This window comes from Streptomyces sp. NBC_00328, from assembly GCF_036139655.1.
GTDB lineage: Bacteria > Actinomycetota > Actinomycetes > Streptomycetales > Streptomycetaceae > Streptomyces.
In genome coordinates, this window is sequence record NZ_CP108013.1 from 3881627 (window position 1) to 3898878 (window position 17252).

Consider the following 17252-nt stretch of genomic DNA (forward strand, 5'->3'; position numbering starts at 1 on the left):
GTCCGCATAGCGGACGGCTTGACGAGGTGGGTCAGGAGGGGTCCGGCGGGACCTCAGTGGTTGCGCGGGAAGCCCAGGTCGACGCCCGCCGGGGCCTCCGACGGGTCCGGCCAGCGGGTGGTGACGACCTTGCCGCGGGTGTAGAAGTGCGTGCCGTCGTTGCCGTAGATGTGGTGGTCCCCGAAGAGGGAGTCCTTCCAGCCGCCGAAGGAGTGGTAGCCCACCGGCACCGGGATCGGCACGTTCACGCCGACCATGCCCGCCTCGATCTCCAGCTGGAAGCGGCGGGCGGCGCCGCCGTCCCGGGTGAAGATCGCGGTGCCGTTGCCGAAGGGGGACGCGTTGATCAGCGCCACGCCCTCGTCGTAGGTGTCCACGCGCAGCACGCACAGCACCGGGCCGAAGATCTCGTCCTTGTACGCGTCCGCCGTCACCGGTACGCGGTCCAGGAGCGAGAGGCCGATCCAGTGGCCGTCCTCGTGCCCCTCGACCGTGTGGCCCGTGCCGTCGAGGACGACCTCGCAGCCCTGGTCGGCGGCGCCCTTCACGTACGACGCCACCTTGTCGCGGTGGGCGGCCGTGATGAGCGGGCCCATCTCGGACGCCGGGTCGTTCCCCGGGCCGATCTTGATCTTCTCGGCGCGCTCGCGGATCTTGGCCACCAGCTCGTCGCCGACGGAACCGACCGCCACGACGGCGGAGATCGCCATGCAGCGCTCGCCGGCGGAGCCGTAAGCGGCCGAGACGGCGGCGTCGGCCGCGGCGTCCAGGTCGGCGTCCGGCAGGACCAGCATGTGGTTCTTGGCGCCGCCCAGGGCCTGGACGCGCTTGTGGTTCGCGGCGGCGGTGGTGTGGATGTAGCGGGCGATCGGGGTCGAGCCGACGAAGGACACCGCCTTGACGTCCGGGTGCTCCAGGAGACGGTCGACGGCCACCTTGTCGCCGTGCACGACGTTGAAGACACCGTCGGGCAGGCCGGCCTCGGCCAGCAGCTCGGCGAGCTTCATGGCGGCCGACGGGTCCTTCTCCGAGGGCTTGAGGACGAAGGTGTTGCCGCACGCGATGGCGAGCGGGAACATCCACATCGGCACCATGGCCGGGAAGTTGAACGGCGTGATGCCCGCGACGACACCGAGCGGCTGCCGGATCGACGCCACGTCGACCTTCGAGGCCACCTCGGTCGACAGCTCGCCCTTCAGCTGCACGGTGATCCCGCAGGCCAGCTCGACGATCTCCAGACCGCGCGCGACCTCGCCGAGCGCGTCCGAGTGCACCTTGCCGTGCTCGGCGGTGATCAGTTCGGCGATCGCGTCCCGGTTGGCGTCGAGCAGCGCGCGGAACCTGAACAGGATCGTGGACCGCTTGGCCAGCGAGGACTGGCCCCAGGTCGCGTAGGCGTCCTTCGCGGCGGCGACCGCGGCGTCGACCTCCTCGACGGTCGCGAAGGCGACCTTCGTGGTCACGGCGCCGGTCGCCGGGTCGGTGACCGGCCCGTACGTACCCGACGCACCCTCGACGGTCTTGCCACCGATCCAGTGGTCGACGGTCTTCGTCATGGCCATGCACTCCTTCACAGATGGCGGCGTCGGGCGGCGACGTGCCGGTCGTACTCCTCACGTGCCTTGACCGCCGACGGTCGGGTCGCGGTCTCGGCCACAGGTACATCCCACCAGGCCTGGGCCGGGGGCGCGCCCGACACTGTGTCTGCCGTTTCGGTCTCCACGTAGACACAAGTGGGAGTGTCCGCCTCGCGCGCCTCGGCCAGGGCCGCCCGCAGGTCACGCACGGTCCCCGCGCGCAGGACCCGCATACCCAGACTGGCCGCGTTGGCCGCGAGGTCCACGGGCAGCGGCGCCCCCGTGTACGTACGGTCCGCGGCCAGGGCGCGGTACGCCGTGCCCAGGCGCTCGCCGCCCACGGCCTCCGAGAGCCCGCCGATCGAGGCGTACCCGTGGTTCTGGAGGATGACCACCTTGATCGCGACGCCCTCCTGGACCGCGGTGACGATCTCGGTCGGCATCATCAGATACGTGCCGTCGCCGACCAACGCCCACACCGGCCGGTCCGGGGCCGCCATCCGCACCCCGATCGCGGCCGGGATCTCGTAGCCCATGCACGAATAGCCGTACTCGACGTGGTACTGGTCCCGCGACCGCGCCCGCCACAGTTTGTGCAGGTCGCCGGGGAGCGAGCCGGCCGCGTTGATCAGGATGTCGTCCTCGGTGACCAGCTCGTCGAGGACGCCGAGGACCTGCGGCTGGGTGGGCCGGATGTCGATGTCCTCGGCCTCGTAGGCCGCGTCGACGCGGTACTCCCAGCGCTCCTTGTCGTCCGTGTACTCGGTGACGTACGCGGGCTCCGCGCGGTGGCGGTGCGGCCCCAGCGCCTCGGTGAGCGCTTCCAGACCGGCGCGTGCGTCGGCGATCAGCGGAGAGCCGGCGAGTTTGTGACCGTCGTACGGAGCGATGTTGAGGTTGAGGAAGCGGACGCCCGAGGCCGTGAACAGCGTGCCCGAGGCGGTGGTGAAGTCGGTGTAGCGGGTGCCGACCCCGATCACCAGGTCGGCGGTGCGGGCGAGCTCGTCGGCGGTCGCCGTGCCGGTGTGCCCGATGCCGCCGACGTCCTGGGGGTGGTCCCAGCACAGCGAGCCCTTGCCCGCCTGGGTGGAGGCGACGGGAATGCCGGTGGCCGAGGCGAACGCGGCGAGCGCCTCCTCGGCACGGCTGTGGTGGACGCCGCCGCCCGCGACGATCAGCGGACGCCGGGCGCCGCGGACCGCCTCGACGGCCCGGGCCAGCTCCACGGCGTCGGGCGCCTGGCGCCGTACGGTCCAGGTCCGCTCGGCGAAGAACTCCCCGGGCCAGTCGTACGCCTCCGCCTGTACGTCCTGGGGCAGCGCGAGCGTGACGGCGCCGGTGTCGACGGGGTCGGTGAGCACGCGCATCGCCTGGAGGGCCGCCGGGATCAGGGCCTCGGGGCGGGTGATCCGGTCGAAGTACTTCGACACCGGGCGCAGACAGTCGTTGACCGAGACGTCCCCGGCGAAGGGGACCTCCAGCTGCTGGAGCACCGGGTCGGCGGGGCGGGCCGCGAAGACGTCGCCGGGCAGGAGCAGCACCGGCAGGTGGTTGACGGTGGCGAGCGCGGCGCCGGTGACGAGGTTGGTGGCGCCGGGCCCGATGGAGGTGGTCACGGCGTGCGCCGACAGCCGGCCGCACTGACGGGCGTAGCCGACGGCCGCGTGCACCATGGCCTGTTCGTTGCGCCCCTGGTGGAACGGCATCACGGGGGGTGCGGAGGGTGTCCCCCCGCCGGGCACCGTGGCGTACTCGACGAGCGCCTGGCCGATCCCGGCGACGTTCCCGTGTCCGAAGATGCCCCAGGTGGCGCCGATCAGCCGACGGCGCTCCCCGTCCCGTTCCGTGTACTGCGCGGCCAGGAACCGCACCAGCGCCTGCGCGACCGTCAGCCTCGTCGTCGAGGTCATCGGTATCCCCCTGTGCCCTTCGCGTGTCCCGGGTGGAAGCGGATCCGCCACTCCCTGTCCCCGCCCGGACCCGCCATGACGTTCAGGTAGTACATGGTGTGACCGGGCTGGGCGATGGACGGGCCGTGCCATCCGTCGGGGACGAGGACGGCATCGCCGGTGCGGACCTCGGCGAGGACGTCCGAACCCCCCTCGCGGGAGGGGAATACGCGTTGATAGCCGAAACCGTCCGGTCCCTCGATCTCGAAGTAGTAGATCTCCTCCAGCAGGGACTCGACGCCGGGCAGGTGCTCGTCGTGCTTGTGCGGCGGATACGAGGACCAGTTGCCGCCGGGGGTGATCACCTCCACGGCGATGAGCCGGTCGCACGCGAAGACGTCCGCTGCGGCGAAGTTGCGCACCTGGCGGGCGCAGTTGCCGCTGCCGCGGTCTTCGACGGGAACCTCCGGCGCGGGGCCGTAGCGGGCGGGGAGTCGGCGCTCGCACTTCGCTCCTGCCAGGGCGAAGCGGCCTCCCGCGCCGGAGGCGATCTGGGCCCGGGCTTCACGGGGAACGTACGCGAAGTCGGAGACTCCGTCGAACACGCTCCGCCTGCCCAGGAGTTGGAACTCCTTCTCGTCCGTACCGTCTTTGCTGCGCACCGTGCAGCCGCCGTCGAGCGGGAGCACGATCCACTCGCTGTCCCCGGTGGTGAACGTATGGGTGCCGCCGGGTGCCAGCTCCACGATCCGCAGGCTGCTGTGGGTCCAGCCGGCCCGTTCGGGGTCGATGTCGAGGGCGTAGTGGGCGTCGGCGGCGGTGCCCGCGGGCACGTACAGCTCGTTGCTCGGACGACTCATGCGGCCCTCACAGAAGTCCTACGGCGGTGTCCACGGCCGCGGCGACATCGCCGTCTGCCGGGTACAGCAGCGAGCGGCCCACCACCAGGCCCTGCACGGTGGGGAGTTGGAGCGCCCCGCGCCATTTCTCGTACGCACCCTCCTGGTCCTCGCCGACATCGCCGCCGAGCAGGACGGCGGGCAGCGTGGAGGTCTCCATGACCCGGGCCATGTCGTCGGGGTTCTCGGTGACGGGGACCTTCAGCCAGGTGTACGCCGAACTGCCGCCCAGGCCGCCGGCGATGGCGATGGACTTGGTCACGGCCTCGGCGCTCAGATCGTTGCGCAGGGAACCGTCGTCCCGGCGACGGCAGAGGAACGGTTCGACGAAGACCGGAAGCCGCCGTTCGGCCATGTCGTCGATCACGCGGGCGGCGGACTCCAGGGTGCGCAGCGACCCGGGATCGTCGTAGTCGACGCGCAGCAGCAGTTTGCCTGCGTCGAAACCGAACCGTTCGATGTCCCTCGGACGGTGGCCGGTGAACCGGTCGTCCATCTCGAAGGCGGAGCCCGCGAGTCCGCCCCGGTTCATCGAGCCGATGACCACCTTGCCGTCGAGCACGCCGAGCAGCAGCAGGTCGTCCAGTATGTCGGCGGTGGCGAGCACCCCGTCGACCCCGGGGCGCGAGAGCGCGACGCACAGGCGCTCCAGCAGACCGGCGCGCCCCGCCATGGCCAGCTTCCGGTCGCCGACGGCCAGCATGCCGCGTGCCGGATGGTCCGCGGCGACGATCATCAGCCGCCCGGAGCCGTCGACCAGCGGCCGCCGCACCCGCCGGGCGGCGGCCTCCGCGATGGCCTCGGGGTGGCGGGCACGGGCCCGGGCGAGGGCGGAGACGTCGACGCGCACGGACGCGGGCCCGTCGCCGCCCTGTTCGGGGCGGGCTCCCCCGACGTGACCGGCCCTCACCGCACCGCTCCGGCGGCGAGGGCCTGTTCGATCTCGCGCGGGGTGGGCATCGCGGAGGAGCACTCCAGCCGGGAGGCGACGATGGCGCCCGCCGCGTTCGCGTGGCGCATGGTCTTCTCCAGGTCCCAGCCGGCGAGCAGTCCGTGACAGAGGGAGCCGCCGAACGCATCGCCGGCACCGAGGCCGTTGAGGACCTCGACCGGGAGGGGCGGGACCTCGGCGGTGGTGCCGTCGCGGTGGACGGCGAGGACGCCCTTCGGGCCCTGTTTCACCACGGCGAGCTCGGCACCGGCTTCGAGGAGTGCGGCGGCAGCGGCGTGCGGCTCGCGTTCTCCCGTGGCGATCTCGACCTCGTCGAGGTTGCCGACGGCGACGGTGGCATGGCGCAGGGCCTCCGCGTAGAAGGGGCGCGCGGAGGAGGCCGGGTCGTCCGGGGCCGGGTTCTCCAGGGCCGGGTTCTCCAGGGCTGTGCCTGTCCGGGCCGTGTCTGTCCAGAACATGGGGCGCCAGTCGAGGTCGAAGACCGTCGTACCGGAGCGGGCCCGGTGGGCCAGGGCGGCGAGGGTGGCCGTGCGGCTGGGCTCCGCGCTCAGGCCCGTGCCCGTCATCCAGAAGACACGGGCGTCGCGCACGGCGTCGAGGTCGAGTTCGCCGACCCGGATCTCCAGGTCGGGGGCCTTGGGCTCGCGGTAGAAGTACAGCGGGAAGTCGTCCGGCGGGAAGATCTCGCAGAAGGTGACCGGGGTCGGCAGTCCCGGGACCGCGGTGACCCAGCGGTCGTCGACACCGAAGTCGCGCAGCGCCTCGCGCAGATAGGTTCCGAAGGGATCCGCACCCGTTCGGGTGACGACGGCCGTACGCCGTCCGAGCCGCGCGGCCGCCACCGCGACGTTGGTCGCCGAGCCGCCGAGGAACTTGCCGAAGGAGGTCACCCGGGACAGCGGGACACCCGTCTGCAACGGGTAGAGGTCCACACCGATCCGCCCCATGGTGATCAGCTCGTACGCCATCGAGTTCCCTTCTCCGCGGTCCCTGCGGCTGCCCCCAGGTCTAGTCCCGCGAGGGGACCCTGTCAACGTTTTGTCCAGACATTCGGACCAGGGCTTGACACCTCCCGGGAGCCGCCGGAAGCTGACGCCCATGACGTCGTTGCCGCCGCAGTCATCGCCGCAGCCACCCCCCGGCCCCTCACCGAGGTCGTCACCGCGGTCGTCACCTCCCTCCTCACTGTCGCGCATCCGGATCGGTTCGGCTCCCGACTCCTGGGGCGTCTGGTTCCCCGACGACCCCGGGCAGGTGCCCTGGCAGCGCTTCCTGGACGAGGTCTCCGGATCCGGCTACGAGTGGATCGAGCTCGGCCCGTACGGCTATCTGCCCACCGATCCGGACGTCCTGCGGGAGGAGACCGCCCGGCGCGGGCTCAGCGTCTCGGCGGGCACCGTCTTCACCGGGCTGCACCGGGGTCCCGACGTGTGGGAGTCCACCTGGGCGCACGTCTCGGACATCGCGGCGCTCGCCCAGGCGATGGGCGCCGGGCATCTCGTGGTCATCCCGGCCTTCTGGCGGGACGACAAGACCGGCGCGGTGCTGGAGGACAGCGTGCTGACGCCGGCCCAGTGGCGCGATCTGACCGCCCAGACCGAGCGGCTCGCCCACGAGGTGCGCGAGCGCTACGGGCTGCGTGTCGTCGTCCATCCGCACGCCGACACGCACATCGACAGCGAGGAGAACGTCACCCGTTTCCTCGACGCGACCGACTCCTCGCTGGTGTCGCTCTGTCTGGACACGGGCCACTACGCCTACTGCGGCGGCGACAGCGTCAAGCTCATCGAGACGTACGGCGAACGCGTCGGCTACCTCCACCTCAAGCAGGTGGACCCGCAGGTGCTGGCCGGGGTGCGGGCCGAGGAGCTGCCGTTCGGGCCCGCCGTCGCCCGCGGGGTGATGTGCGAACCGCCCTCCGGCGTACCGGCGCTGGAACCCGTCCTCGCCGCCGCGCAGGACCTCGGCGTCGAGCTCTTCGCGATCGTCGAGCAGGACATGTACCCGTGCCCGCCGGACAAGCCGCTGCCCATCGCCCGGCGCACCCGGGCGTTCCTGCGGTCCTGCGGGGCCTGACGCCCGCCTCCCGGGGCACCCGGACCCCCGGCCCGCCGGGTGCTCGGGGCCGCCGGGTGCTCGGGGCCGACGGGTGCTCGGGCTGGCGGGCTACCGGTGCCACCCGGCCGCCCCGCCGGGCGGCGGCCGAAAAGCCCCGGCGCCTCCGCCCCACTCCGCCCGCTCCACCGCCTCCACCCTCTCCAGCCCGCTACCGCCAATGCGTCACTCGTGTCACAAAGAACACCCCTGTGTCACACATGTCGCGTTTACGCGGGTCTTGGGTCACACCCGGTCGACAGTCACAGCCCGGCGCTCACGCTGCGTCGTTCACCGGGCAAACGCTTTGTGATCACCAGCGCAGCGCCCGGCTCCCCCGACGACCGTCCCAGGCCGCCGCCGCGGCGCGCGCGGGGAGGTACCACTCATGACCGACCGCACGCTCTGGTCGTACAAGGAGATCGCCGCGCACATCAAGGTGCAGCCGGACACCGTCCGGTCCTACCGCAAGCACGGGCTGCTGCCGCCGCCCGACCACGTCGAATCCGGAAAGCCCTACTGGTACGCCGACACCGTCCGTGCCTGGGTCGCCGCCCGCCCGGGAAACCGGGGCCGCAGCAACAGGTGACCCTGCGCACGGGGTTCCCGGGCGTCGGGCACCTCTCCTGGCGGCGCCTCACCTCCGGTGGGGTGCCGCCCCGAATTCGATTGCCGTCGTGCCGGCCGCCCCTCGATGATCCACCGATGAGCTTCTCCGAGAAACCCGTCCTCAGCGGCGAGAAGACCCTGCTTCGACCGTTCACGCCCGACGACGTCCCCGTGATGACCGAGATCCTCGCCGACCCCGAGGTCCTGCGGCTCACCGGCAGCCCCGACGAGGAGTTGGGGCCGGAGCGGCTGCGCTCCTGGTACGGGACGCGCAACGACCAGCCGGACCGGCTGGACCTCGGCGTGGTGGACCGCGCCACCGGTGAACTGGTCGGCGAGGTCGTCCTCCACGAGTGGGACCGGCACAACCACAACTGCGTGTTCCGCATCCTCATCGGGCCGCGCGGCCGGGACCGGGGGCTCGGCACCGAGGCGACCCGGCTCATCGTCGGACACGCCTTCGGGCAACTGGCCCTGCACCGCGTCTCGCTGTACGTCTTCGCCTTCAACCACCGCGCCCGCCGCGCCTACGAGAAGGCCGGCTTCGTGGCCGAGGGGGTCGAACGCCAGACGCTGCTCCAGGGCGGCGAGTGGATCGACGCCGTACGGATGTCGGTCCTGGCCCACGAGTGGGCCGCCCACCGGGGACATCCCACCGGTCCGACGGCGGTCAGCTCCACGGCTCGATGACCGTCACCCCCGATCCCGGTGCCGATCCCATCGCCGCCAGTGCCGCCGGTGCCGCGTCCAGGGTGATGGTGGACGTCACCAGGAGGTCGGGCCGCAGGGTCCCGGCGCGGACCGACTCCAGCAGCGGCGGGTAGGCGTGGGCCGCCATCCCGTGGCTGCCGAGGAGTTCGAGTTCGAGGGCGATCACCCGGGCCATCGGGACCGGGGTGACACCGGTCGGTGAGGGCAGCAGGCCGACCTGGACATGCCGGCCGCGGCGGCGCAGGCCTTCAACCGAGGCCGCACAGGTGCCGGGCGATCCGAGGGCGTCCAGCGACACATGCGCGCCACCGCCGGTCAGTTCACGGACCGCCCGCGCCGGGTCGGACACGGCGGAGGCGTCCACGCACTCCTCCGCCCCGAACCGCCGCGCCAGACCGAGCGCCGCGGAGGACACGTCCACGGCCACGACCCGCGCCCCGGAGGCCGCCGCGATCATCACCGCCGAAAGGCCCACGCCGCCGCAGCCGTACACCGCGACCCACTCCCCCGGGGCCGCCCTCCCCTGTGCGACCACCGCCCGGAACGCCGTGGCGAACCGGCATCCCAGCGAGGCCGCCGTCGCGAAGGACAGCTCCGGCGGCAGCGGGATCAGGTTCACCTGCGCGTGGTCGAGCGCCACGTACTGGGCGAAGGAGCCCCAGTGCGTGAACCCCGGCTGGGTCTGGCGCTCGCACACCTGCTGGTCGCCCGCCGCGCAGGCGGGGCAGCTTCCGCAGGCGCAGACGAACGGGACGGTGACCCGGTCGCCGGGGCGATGGCCGCTCACCCCGGCGCCCACCGCCTCGATCACCCCGGCCAGTTCATGGCCCGGCACATGCGGCAGTGTGATGTCCGGGTCGTGGCCCATCCAGCCGTGCCAGTCGCTGCGGCACAGCCCCGTGGCCTCGACCCGCACCACCACCCCGTGCTCCGCGGGCGCCGGGTCCGCCACCTCCCGGACCTCGGCCGGCTCCCCGTACCGCTCGAACACCACTGCCCGCATCCGCTCCCGCCCTCCACTCGGAGATCAGCTCCCGCGGAAACGCTATCCGCGTGCCTCCGCCCTGTCCCGGCCGGACTCCGCCGGCTCTTCCGGCACCGCGTCCGGGACCGGCCCGGCCTTGGACACCGCGTCCGCGACCGGCTCGGCGGCCGACGCCGGTGTCTCCGCCTCGCTGAGGCCGAACCGGTCGTGAAAGCGCCGCAGGGGTCCGGGTGCCCACCAGGTGGCCGTGCCCGTCAGACGCATGACCGCCGGGACCAGCAGGCTCCGGACGACCATCGCGTCCATCAGGACGGCCAGCGCGACACCCAGTCCGAGCATCTTGGTGTTGGCCACCCGGGAGGTGCCGATGGCGACCATCACCACCGCGAGGATGACCGCGGCCGCGGTGATGAGTCCTCCGGTGCGCTGGAGTCCGAAGCGGACCGCCTCCCGGTGGTCGCCGGTGTGGTCGTACTCCTCCTTGATGCGGGAGAGGAGGAAGACGCCGTAGTCCATGGAGAGACCGAAGGCCACGCAGAACATCAGGACCGGGAGGGTCGTCTCGATCGACCCGGAGCTGGTGAAGTCGAGGAGGCCGGAGAGATGGCCGTCCTGGAAGACCCAGACCACCGCGCCGAACATCGCGGTCAGACTCAGCGCGTTGAGCAGGACCGCCTGGACCGGGATCAGCACGCTGCCCGTCAGCAGGAACACCAGGAGCAGGGTGACGATCGCGATGAAGGCGGCCGCCCACGGGAGCCGGTCGGCTATCGCATGCTTGGAGTCGACCAGAACGGCCGCGGTGCCGGTCACGGAGGTGTCGAACGGAGCGTCGGCCGCCCGGAGTTCGCCCACCAGCCGCTGGGCCCCCTCGTCCACGGCCTCGCCCTTGGGCAGCACCGAGAAGTAGGCGGCGTCGCCCTTCACCAGCGGGCCGTCCACACGCAGCACCTCGGGCAGCGCGGCGATCCGCTCCCGGTACCGGGTGTACTCCGTCCGCGTGGCGCTCCCCTCGGCCAGGACCTCCAGAGCGCCGCCGGGGCTGCCCGGGAAGCCGTCGCGGATGTGCTGCTGGACGACGTGCGACTCCGCGCCCGAGGGCAGCTGGCGGTCGTCGGCCGTGCCGAACTTCACGCCCAGGAAGGGCAGTCCGAGCACGATGAGGCCGGCCGTGGTGGCCACCGCGAAGAGCGGTGCCCTGCGCATGACGAGGGCGGCCATGCGACCCCACGCCGCCCCGCCGTCGGCCGGGTCCTGCCTTCCGCGACGGAACAGACGCCGCAGGTCCAGTGAGTTCACCCGGTCGCCGAGGAGCATGAGCGCGGCGGGGAGCAGGATCAGGGCGGCGGCCGCGGCGAGCAGCACGACGGCGATGCCCGCGTAGGCGAAGGAGCGCAGGAAGTACTGCGGGAAGACCAGCATCGCGGCCAGCGACACGGCGACCGTGAGGGAGGAGAAGAGAACGGTCCGGCCCGCGGTGCGCAGGGTGACACCGACCGCGGCGCGCGGCGGGACGCCGGTGGCCAGCTCCTCGCGGAATCTGCGGACGATGAACAGGGCGTAGTCGATGGCGAGGCCGAGACCGAGGGCCGTCGTCAGGTTCATCGCGAAGACCGAGACGTCCGTGACCTCGGTGAGTCCGCGCAGCACGGCGTTGGTGCCGAGGATCGCGATGATCCCGACCCCGAGCGGGAGCAGGGCCGCGACGGCGCTGCCGAAGACCATGACCAGCAGCAGGAGGGTCACCGGGAGGGCGATCATCTCGGCCCGGGTGAGGTCCTCCTTGATGGTCGTCTGCATCTCGTGCCGTACGGCGACCGGTCCGCCGACCTCGACCTCGACGGGCCCGCTCTTTCCCCGGTAGGAGGGTGCGAGGCGGTCCAGGGTGTCGGCCGCGGCCGTCTCGTCGCCGGTGATCCGGGCGGCGATCAGCGCTTCGTGGCCGTCGCGCGCCTTGAGCGCGGGTGAACCGGACTGCCAGTACGAACCGACGCCGGTGACGCCGGGCTCGGCGGCCAGACGTGCCGCGATCCGCTTCGCCTCCGCGGCGACCGAGGGGTCGTCGACCGAGCCCGCGCCCGCGTCGATGAGGAGCAGCAGATTGGGCTGCGAGGCCGGGAACTCCCGTTCCAGCGCCTTGGTCGCGTACGTGGACTGCGCGGTGGGGTCCTCCCAGCCGCCGCTGCCCAGCCGGTCCGCGACCCCGCTGCCGGCGACCACGGCGAGCGCGGTCAGCAGGAGGGCGACGAGCAGCGAGAGCCGTGGCCGCGCGGTGACGAACCGGGTCCAGCCGCCGAGGCGGGCACCCCCGCCCGTACCGTCGCCCGAGTCCGTGGCACCGCCCGTACCCGTACCCGTTCTCCCGCCCCCGCCCGGGTTCTTGCCGTGCCTCTTCGCGGGCCCGTCGTCCGCGCCGTCGACTTCGGACATGATGCGGTGTCCCCTTCACCGTGACCCGATGACCCGCATCCGTGCAGGCATCATGGATCGCCCATTGCCATAGACTGGCAAACACGAGTCGTCGCTCGCGTTTTTCAAGAATGCGAGTGACCGCTCGTGTTTGTCAATCGTGTCCCGAGAAGCTGGGGATGACCCGTGCCCGAGAATCAGCAGACCGAGGAGTCCCCGGAGCACCCGCAGCCGGCCGAGGACAAGCCGCGCCGCCGCCAGGCCCGCGGCGAGCGCCGCGTCGCCCAGCTCCTGGAAGCGGCGGCCTCGGTGTTCTGCCGGTCCGGCTACACCGCGGCGAGCACCAACGCCATCGCCCGCGAGGCCGGCGTCTCACCCGGCACGCTCTACCAGTTCTTCCCGAACAAGGAGGCCATCGCCGTCGGCCTCAGCGACCAGCTCCTCGACCACTGGGCCCGGTCGCACGGACAGGCGCTCGCCCACGAGAACGCCGGCCTCCCGCTGGACCGGATGCTCGACGCGGTCCTGGACCCGCTGATCGCGTTCAACGTCGAGAACCCGGCCTTCGCCGTCCTGATGCACGGCGCCGACACCCCGGGGGTGATCGTCGAGGAGATCGGCACCCTGCACGGCACCCTCCTCGCCCGCGTCGAGGAGATGATCGCGGCCCGCCTGCCGGACATGCCCTCCGACGGGCGCACCCTCACGGCGAACATGACGGTCCACCTGTTCAAGGCCGGCCTCACCCTGGTCATGTCGCACGAGGGCGCCGAACGGGACGCCTACATCGCGGAGCTGAAGACGGTCATGCACCGCTATCTGGAGCCGCTGCTCGCAAGCGGGTCACCCGCCGGACACTGAGCCGCGCCGGACGGGGCCGGCACCAGCGCTCCGGCCTGCGACATCAGGGACATCTGTCATAAGGTTCGGACAAATCGATCAGCGATCCGCGGCATCGATCCGTCCGCACGCCCCCGCGTCCCGCACCAGGGGCCCCCGACGCGCCGGAACGCGGGTCCCCCGTCCGAGCCCGCGGGCCGCCCCCGGGGGACAGAGGGATGGCCGTGACCCAGAATCAGCCACCGGGCACACCCCGGGCCCGCGTTCCCGGACCGCAGCAGCCCCCGCCGTCGTACCCCCGGATCCCCGCCGGCCTCTGGAAGCGCTGCCTGGGCATCGGCCTGGCCCTCTGGACGCTGACCGCGTTCGTCACGTACGGCACGGCCGACGTCACGCCGCTGCCGACCCTGATCCTGCTCGGCGGCTTTCTCGTGCCCGTCTCCTTCGCGCTCTGGGCGTACGAGCGGCACGGCCGCGACCTGGGCACGAGTGCGGTCCTCGGCTGCTTCCTGGCCGGCGGCGCCCTGGGCGTGCTCGGCGCCTCGGTGACGGAGTACCAGCTCACCCGCCCTTCGCTGTGGATGTACGTGGGCACCGGACTCGCCGAGGAGGCCGTGAAGCTCGGCGCGCTGGTGTTCCTGCTGCGCCGGCACACCCGGATCCGCGGACCACGGGCCGGACTGGTGCTCGGCGCGACGCTCGGGTTCGGCTTCGCGGCCCTGGAGAGCGCGGGCCACGCCTTCGACGCGGCCGTGTCCCTGCAGGGCGTCGGCCTGCGCACGCTCCTGGAGACCGAGATCCTGCGCGAGGTGCTCACCCCGTTCGGGCACGGCCTGTGGACCGCGGTCACCGGCGCGGCCCTGCTGGCACGGCGCCGCCCCGACGGGCGCTTCCGCCTCACCGCCCGCCTGGCCGGCGCCTGCCTCGGCGCCTCCCTGCTGCACGCGCTGCGGGACTCCACGCACGGGATCGCGCTGTGGCTGGTGGACCGGCTCACCCGCGCCGGACTCGACGGAACGCGTTTCGCCCCGGGCCGGCCGCCGCGGTCCACCGGCGGACAGGACCACCTCTTCACCCTGTTCTCGGTGGGCGGCCTGTTCCTCGTCGCGATCGTGGGGCCGGCCTGGGCGCGCACGCCGGCGCACCGCGACGCTGCTTGGAGAAATACCCCCTAGGGGTATAGTGTGGTGAACATCGAGGGGAACCCTGGGTTCCCAGGGATCCCTCCCGTACGCGCACGCCCCAGAACGCCTCGACGAGGAGTAACGCCATGACCGCCCAGACCGGCACCCCGGGTTCCGTCACCACCGTCTACCAGGTGAGCGGCATGAGCTGCGGACACTGTGAAGGCTCCGTCAGCGGCGAGATCTCCGCGATCCCCGGCGTGAGCTCGGTGAAGGCCGTCGCCTCGACCGGCGAGGTCACCGTCGTCTCCGCGGCCGCGCTCGACGAGAACGCCGTCCGCGCCGCGGTCGACGAGGCGGGCTTCGAGCTCGTCGGCCAGGCCTGAGCGAGCCCGCAGCTCTTCCTCTCCGTACCGGGCCGTGCCGACCGGCCGATACCGGCTCCGCGCGGCCCGGCCCCTTCCTGGAGCCGCACCATGACCACCGCAGCACCCGAGACGCCGATAGGCACGGCCTCGGAGATCGAGCTCTCCATCGGCGGGATGACCTGCGCCTCCTGCGCGGCCCGCGTCGAGAAGAAGCTCAACCGCATGGACGGCGTCACCGCCACGGTCAACTTCGCGACGGAGAAGGCCAAGGTCTCCTACCCCGAGGGGGTACGGGTCGCCGATCTGATCGCCACCGTGGTCAAGACGGGCTACACCGCCGAGGAGCCCCCGCCGCCCGCGCCGCCCGAGCAGGAGGCGCCACCCGCCGACGACGATCCCGAGACGGCCTCCCTGCGCGAGCGGCTGACCGTCTCCGCGGTGCTCGCCCTGCCCGTCGTCCTCATGTCGATGGTGCCGGCTCTCCAGTTCGAGAACTGGCAGTGGCTCTCACTGACGCTCGCCGCGCCCGTGGTGGTCTGGGGCGGGCTGCCCTTCCACCGGGCCGCCGTGACGAACGCGCGGCACGGCGCGGCCACCATGGACACCCTGGTGTCGGTCGGCACCCTCGCCGCGTTCGGCTGGTCCCTGTGGGCGCTCTTCTTCGGCGACGCGGGGATGCCGGGCATGCGGCACGGCTTCGAGTTCACCGTCTCCCGTACGGACGGCGCCTCCACGCTCTATCTGGAGGTCGCCGCGGGCGTCATCGCGTTCATCCTGCTCGGCCGTTTCCTGGAGGCCCGCTCCAAGCGGCGCGCCGGAGCGGCGCTGCGGGCGCTGCTGGAGCTCGGCGCCAAGGACGTCGGTGTCCTGCGGGACGGCCGTGAGGTCCGCGTCCCCGTGGCGCGGCTGGCGGTCGGCGACCGCTTCGTCGTCCGGCCCGGCGAGAAGATCGCCACCGACGGGACCGTCGTCGAGGGCACGTCGGCCGTGGACGCGTCCATGCTGACCGGGGAGTCGGTGCCGGTGGACGTGGGCGTCGGGGACACCGTCACCGGTGCGACCGTGAACGCCGGGGGCCGGCTCGTCGTCGAGGCCGGCCGGATCGGCGCGGACACCCAGCTCGCCCGGATGGCCCGGCTGGTCGAGGACGCGCAGAACGGCAAGGCCGAGGTGCAGCGTCTCGCCGACCGGATCTCCGGGGTCTTCGTGCCCGTCGTACTGGTCATCGCGCTCGGCACCTTCTGGGCCTGGATCGCGGTCACCGGGGACACGGTCGCGGCCTTCACCGCCGCCGTCGCGGTGCTGATCATCGCCTGCCCGTGCGCGCTCGGCCTGGCCACCCCGACCGCCCTGATGGTCGGCACCGGCCGCGGCGCCCAGCTCGGCATCCTGATCAAGGGGCCCGAGGTCCTGGAGTCCACCCGCCGGGTCGACACCGTCCTGCTGGACAAGACCGGCACGGTGACGACGGGCCGCATGAGCCTGCACGAGGTGTACGTCGCCGGGGAACGGGCCGAGGAAGACGTCCTGCGGCTCGCGGGAGCCCTGGAACACGCCTCGGAGCATCCGGTTGCCCGAGCGATCGCGACAGGCGCTCAGGAGCGCGTCGGTGACCTTCCGGCGCCCGAGCACTTCGAGAACGTGCCGGGGCGAGGCGTGCGCGGGCGGGTGGACGGCCGCGACGTCACCGTCGGCCGGTTCCCGGGCACGCTGCCGGCAACGCTTGCGGACGCGAAGAACGCGGCCGAGGCGGCGGGCCGTACGGCCGTCGTGGTCACCCTGGACGGCACGGCGGCGGGCGTGCTGGCCGTCGCCGACACGGTCAAGGAGACCAGCGCCGAGGCCGTACGCGAACTGCGGGACCTCGGTCTCACGCCGATGCTGCTGACCGGGGACAACCGGGCGGTCGCCGAGGCCGTGGCGCGGGAGGTCGGCATCGCCCCGGCCGACGTGTTCGCCGAGGTGCTGCCCGAGGACAAGGTCGCCGTGGTCCAGCGGCTGCGGGGCGAGGGGCGGACGGTCGCGATGGTCGGCGACGGGGTGAACGACGCGGCGGCGCTCGCCACCGCCGATCTGGGCCTCGCGATGGGCACGGGGACGGACGCGGCGATCGAGGCGAGCGATCTGACGCTCGTGCGCGGGGATCTGCGGGTGGCCGCGGACGCGATCCGGCTGGCCCGCGCCACGCTGTCGACGATCAAGGGAAATCTGGTCTGGGCCTTCGGCTACAACGTGGCGGCGCTTCCGCTGGCCGCCGCCGGCCTGCTGAACCCCATGATCGCGGGAGCGGCGATGGCCTTCTCCTCGGTCTTCGTGGTCACGAACAGCCTTCGACTGCGAGCATTCGCGTGACGACAGACCACGAGTCCCCCTAGAGTCCAACGAGAGCCTCACATAAGCTCTTCACAAGGCTCGCGCATCTTCCTTACGATTGGTCCTCGATTCCCATATCGTGGCTCTTGCCTATCTTCAGGACATATGCAAGAGATCCAGATCACAGTGATGTGAACGTAACCACCGAAGGGGTTCGTCGGTCTAAGTTGGCGATGTCAGAAGCGTCTTGGGGGGCGTGACTGGCATCTGGGGATGTCTTGGGGGACGTTCCCGGAAATTGCGTCGCCGGGGCACGTACAGCGGGGAGCTTTGAGCGGCCCTCCCGATCCGTACGCGTCCCGGCAGATCGCACCGCACCACCGCAGTACGGCGAGCACCGCTCGCCCGGCTCACCGCCGGCTCGTGCCGGCACACAGCGATTCAGGCGCTGTCCACAGACGCCCGGCCGGATCCCGTGGGGG

14 protein-coding genes are annotated in these 17252 nt (G+C 72.2%); 7 read left to right on the top strand and 7 right to left on the bottom strand.

Annotated features, from left to right (window positions below):
* Window positions 1–53 precede the first annotated feature (53 nt).
* From mmsA to iolC, 5 genes are read right to left on the bottom strand one after another with little or no spacing between them, the layout of a single operon-like run.
* Window positions 54–1556 carry a CoA-acylating methylmalonate-semialdehyde dehydrogenase gene (gene mmsA, locus OG485_RS16975; RefSeq protein ID WP_328669206.1) on the bottom strand — a complete coding sequence of 501 codons (1503 nt, stop codon included), beginning with the start codon at window positions 1554–1556 and terminating at the stop codon, window positions 54–56.
* A gap of 14 nt (window positions 1557–1570) precedes the next feature.
* Window positions 1571–3487 carry a 3D-(3,5/4)-trihydroxycyclohexane-1,2-dione acylhydrolase (decyclizing) gene (iolD, locus tag OG485_RS16980; protein WP_328669207.1) on the bottom strand — a complete coding sequence of 639 codons (1917 nt, stop codon included), beginning with the start codon at window positions 3485–3487 and terminating at the stop codon, window positions 1571–1573.
* A complete protein-coding gene (gene iolB, locus OG485_RS16985) occupies window positions 3484–4326 on the bottom strand; it encodes a 5-deoxy-glucuronate isomerase (RefSeq protein WP_328669208.1) in 843 nt (280 codons plus the stop codon). The genes iolD and iolB overlap by 4 nt, the downstream gene beginning before the upstream one ends.
* 7 nt (window positions 4327–4333) lie before the next feature.
* Window positions 4334–5215 carry a Cgl0159 family (beta/alpha)8-fold protein gene (locus tag OG485_RS16990; protein WP_328674505.1) on the bottom strand — a complete coding sequence of 294 codons (882 nt, stop codon included), beginning with the start codon at window positions 5213–5215 and terminating at the stop codon, window positions 4334–4336.
* A 56-nt stretch (window positions 5216–5271) separates the two neighbouring features.
* Window positions 5272–6285, bottom strand: a complete 1014-nt coding sequence (gene iolC / locus OG485_RS16995; RefSeq protein ID WP_328669209.1) for a 5-dehydro-2-deoxygluconokinase — start codon at window positions 6283–6285, stop codon at window positions 5272–5274.
* A gap of 130 nt (window positions 6286–6415) precedes the next feature.
* Between iolC and OG485_RS17000 the strand changes: the two genes are divergently transcribed.
* From OG485_RS17000 to OG485_RS17010, 3 genes are all read left to right on the top strand, one after another.
* Window positions 6416–7393, top strand: coding sequence for a sugar phosphate isomerase/epimerase family protein (locus OG485_RS17000; protein WP_328669210.1), 978 nt, complete (start codon window positions 6416–6418; stop codon window positions 7391–7393).
* Between the two features lie 406 nt (window positions 7394–7799).
* Complete coding sequence (locus tag OG485_RS17005) at window positions 7800–8000, top strand: helix-turn-helix transcriptional regulator (protein WP_328669211.1); 201 nt, start codon at window positions 7800–7802, stop codon at window positions 7998–8000.
* 116 nt (window positions 8001–8116) lie between these two features.
* A complete protein-coding gene (locus tag OG485_RS17010; protein ID WP_328669212.1) occupies window positions 8117–8710 on the top strand; it encodes a GNAT family N-acetyltransferase in 594 nt (197 codons plus the stop codon).
* Here the strand turns inward: OG485_RS17010 and OG485_RS17015 are convergent.
* Both OG485_RS17015 and OG485_RS17020 read right to left on the bottom strand, forming a co-directional pair.
* Window positions 8691–9734 (bottom strand): zinc-dependent alcohol dehydrogenase family protein, encoded by a 1044-nt coding sequence (locus OG485_RS17015; protein WP_328669213.1) that lies wholly within the window; start codon window positions 9732–9734, stop codon window positions 8691–8693. The two genes, OG485_RS17010 and OG485_RS17015, sit on opposite strands and share 20 nt — an antisense overlap.
* A 42-nt stretch (window positions 9735–9776) precedes the next feature.
* On the bottom strand, window positions 9777–12146 hold the full coding sequence (locus OG485_RS17020) for an MMPL family transporter (RefSeq protein ID WP_328669214.1): 2370 nt from the start codon (window positions 12144–12146) through the stop codon (window positions 9777–9779).
* Window positions 12147–12311: 165 nt separating this feature from the next.
* On the opposite strand from OG485_RS17020, the gene OG485_RS17025 reads away from it, so the two are divergent.
* From OG485_RS17025 to OG485_RS17040, 4 genes are all read left to right on the top strand, one after another.
* Window positions 12312–12986 (top strand): TetR/AcrR family transcriptional regulator, encoded by a 675-nt coding sequence (locus tag OG485_RS17025; RefSeq protein ID WP_328669215.1) that lies wholly within the window; start codon window positions 12312–12314, stop codon window positions 12984–12986.
* A gap of 203 nt (window positions 12987–13189) precedes the next feature.
* Window positions 13190–14140, top strand: coding sequence for a PrsW family intramembrane metalloprotease (locus OG485_RS17030; RefSeq protein WP_443048715.1), 951 nt, complete (start codon window positions 13190–13192; stop codon window positions 14138–14140).
* Window positions 14141–14235: 95 nt separating this feature from the next.
* Window positions 14236–14475, top strand: a complete 240-nt coding sequence (locus OG485_RS17035) for a heavy-metal-associated domain-containing protein (RefSeq protein ID WP_328669217.1) — start codon at window positions 14236–14238, stop codon at window positions 14473–14475.
* 90 nt (window positions 14476–14565) lie between these two features.
* The gene (locus tag OG485_RS17040) at window positions 14566–16809 is read left to right on the top strand and encodes a heavy metal translocating P-type ATPase (RefSeq protein ID WP_328669218.1); all 2244 of its coding nucleotides are present in this window, start codon (window positions 14566–14568) and stop codon (window positions 16807–16809) included.
* Window positions 16810–17252 lie beyond the last annotated feature (443 nt).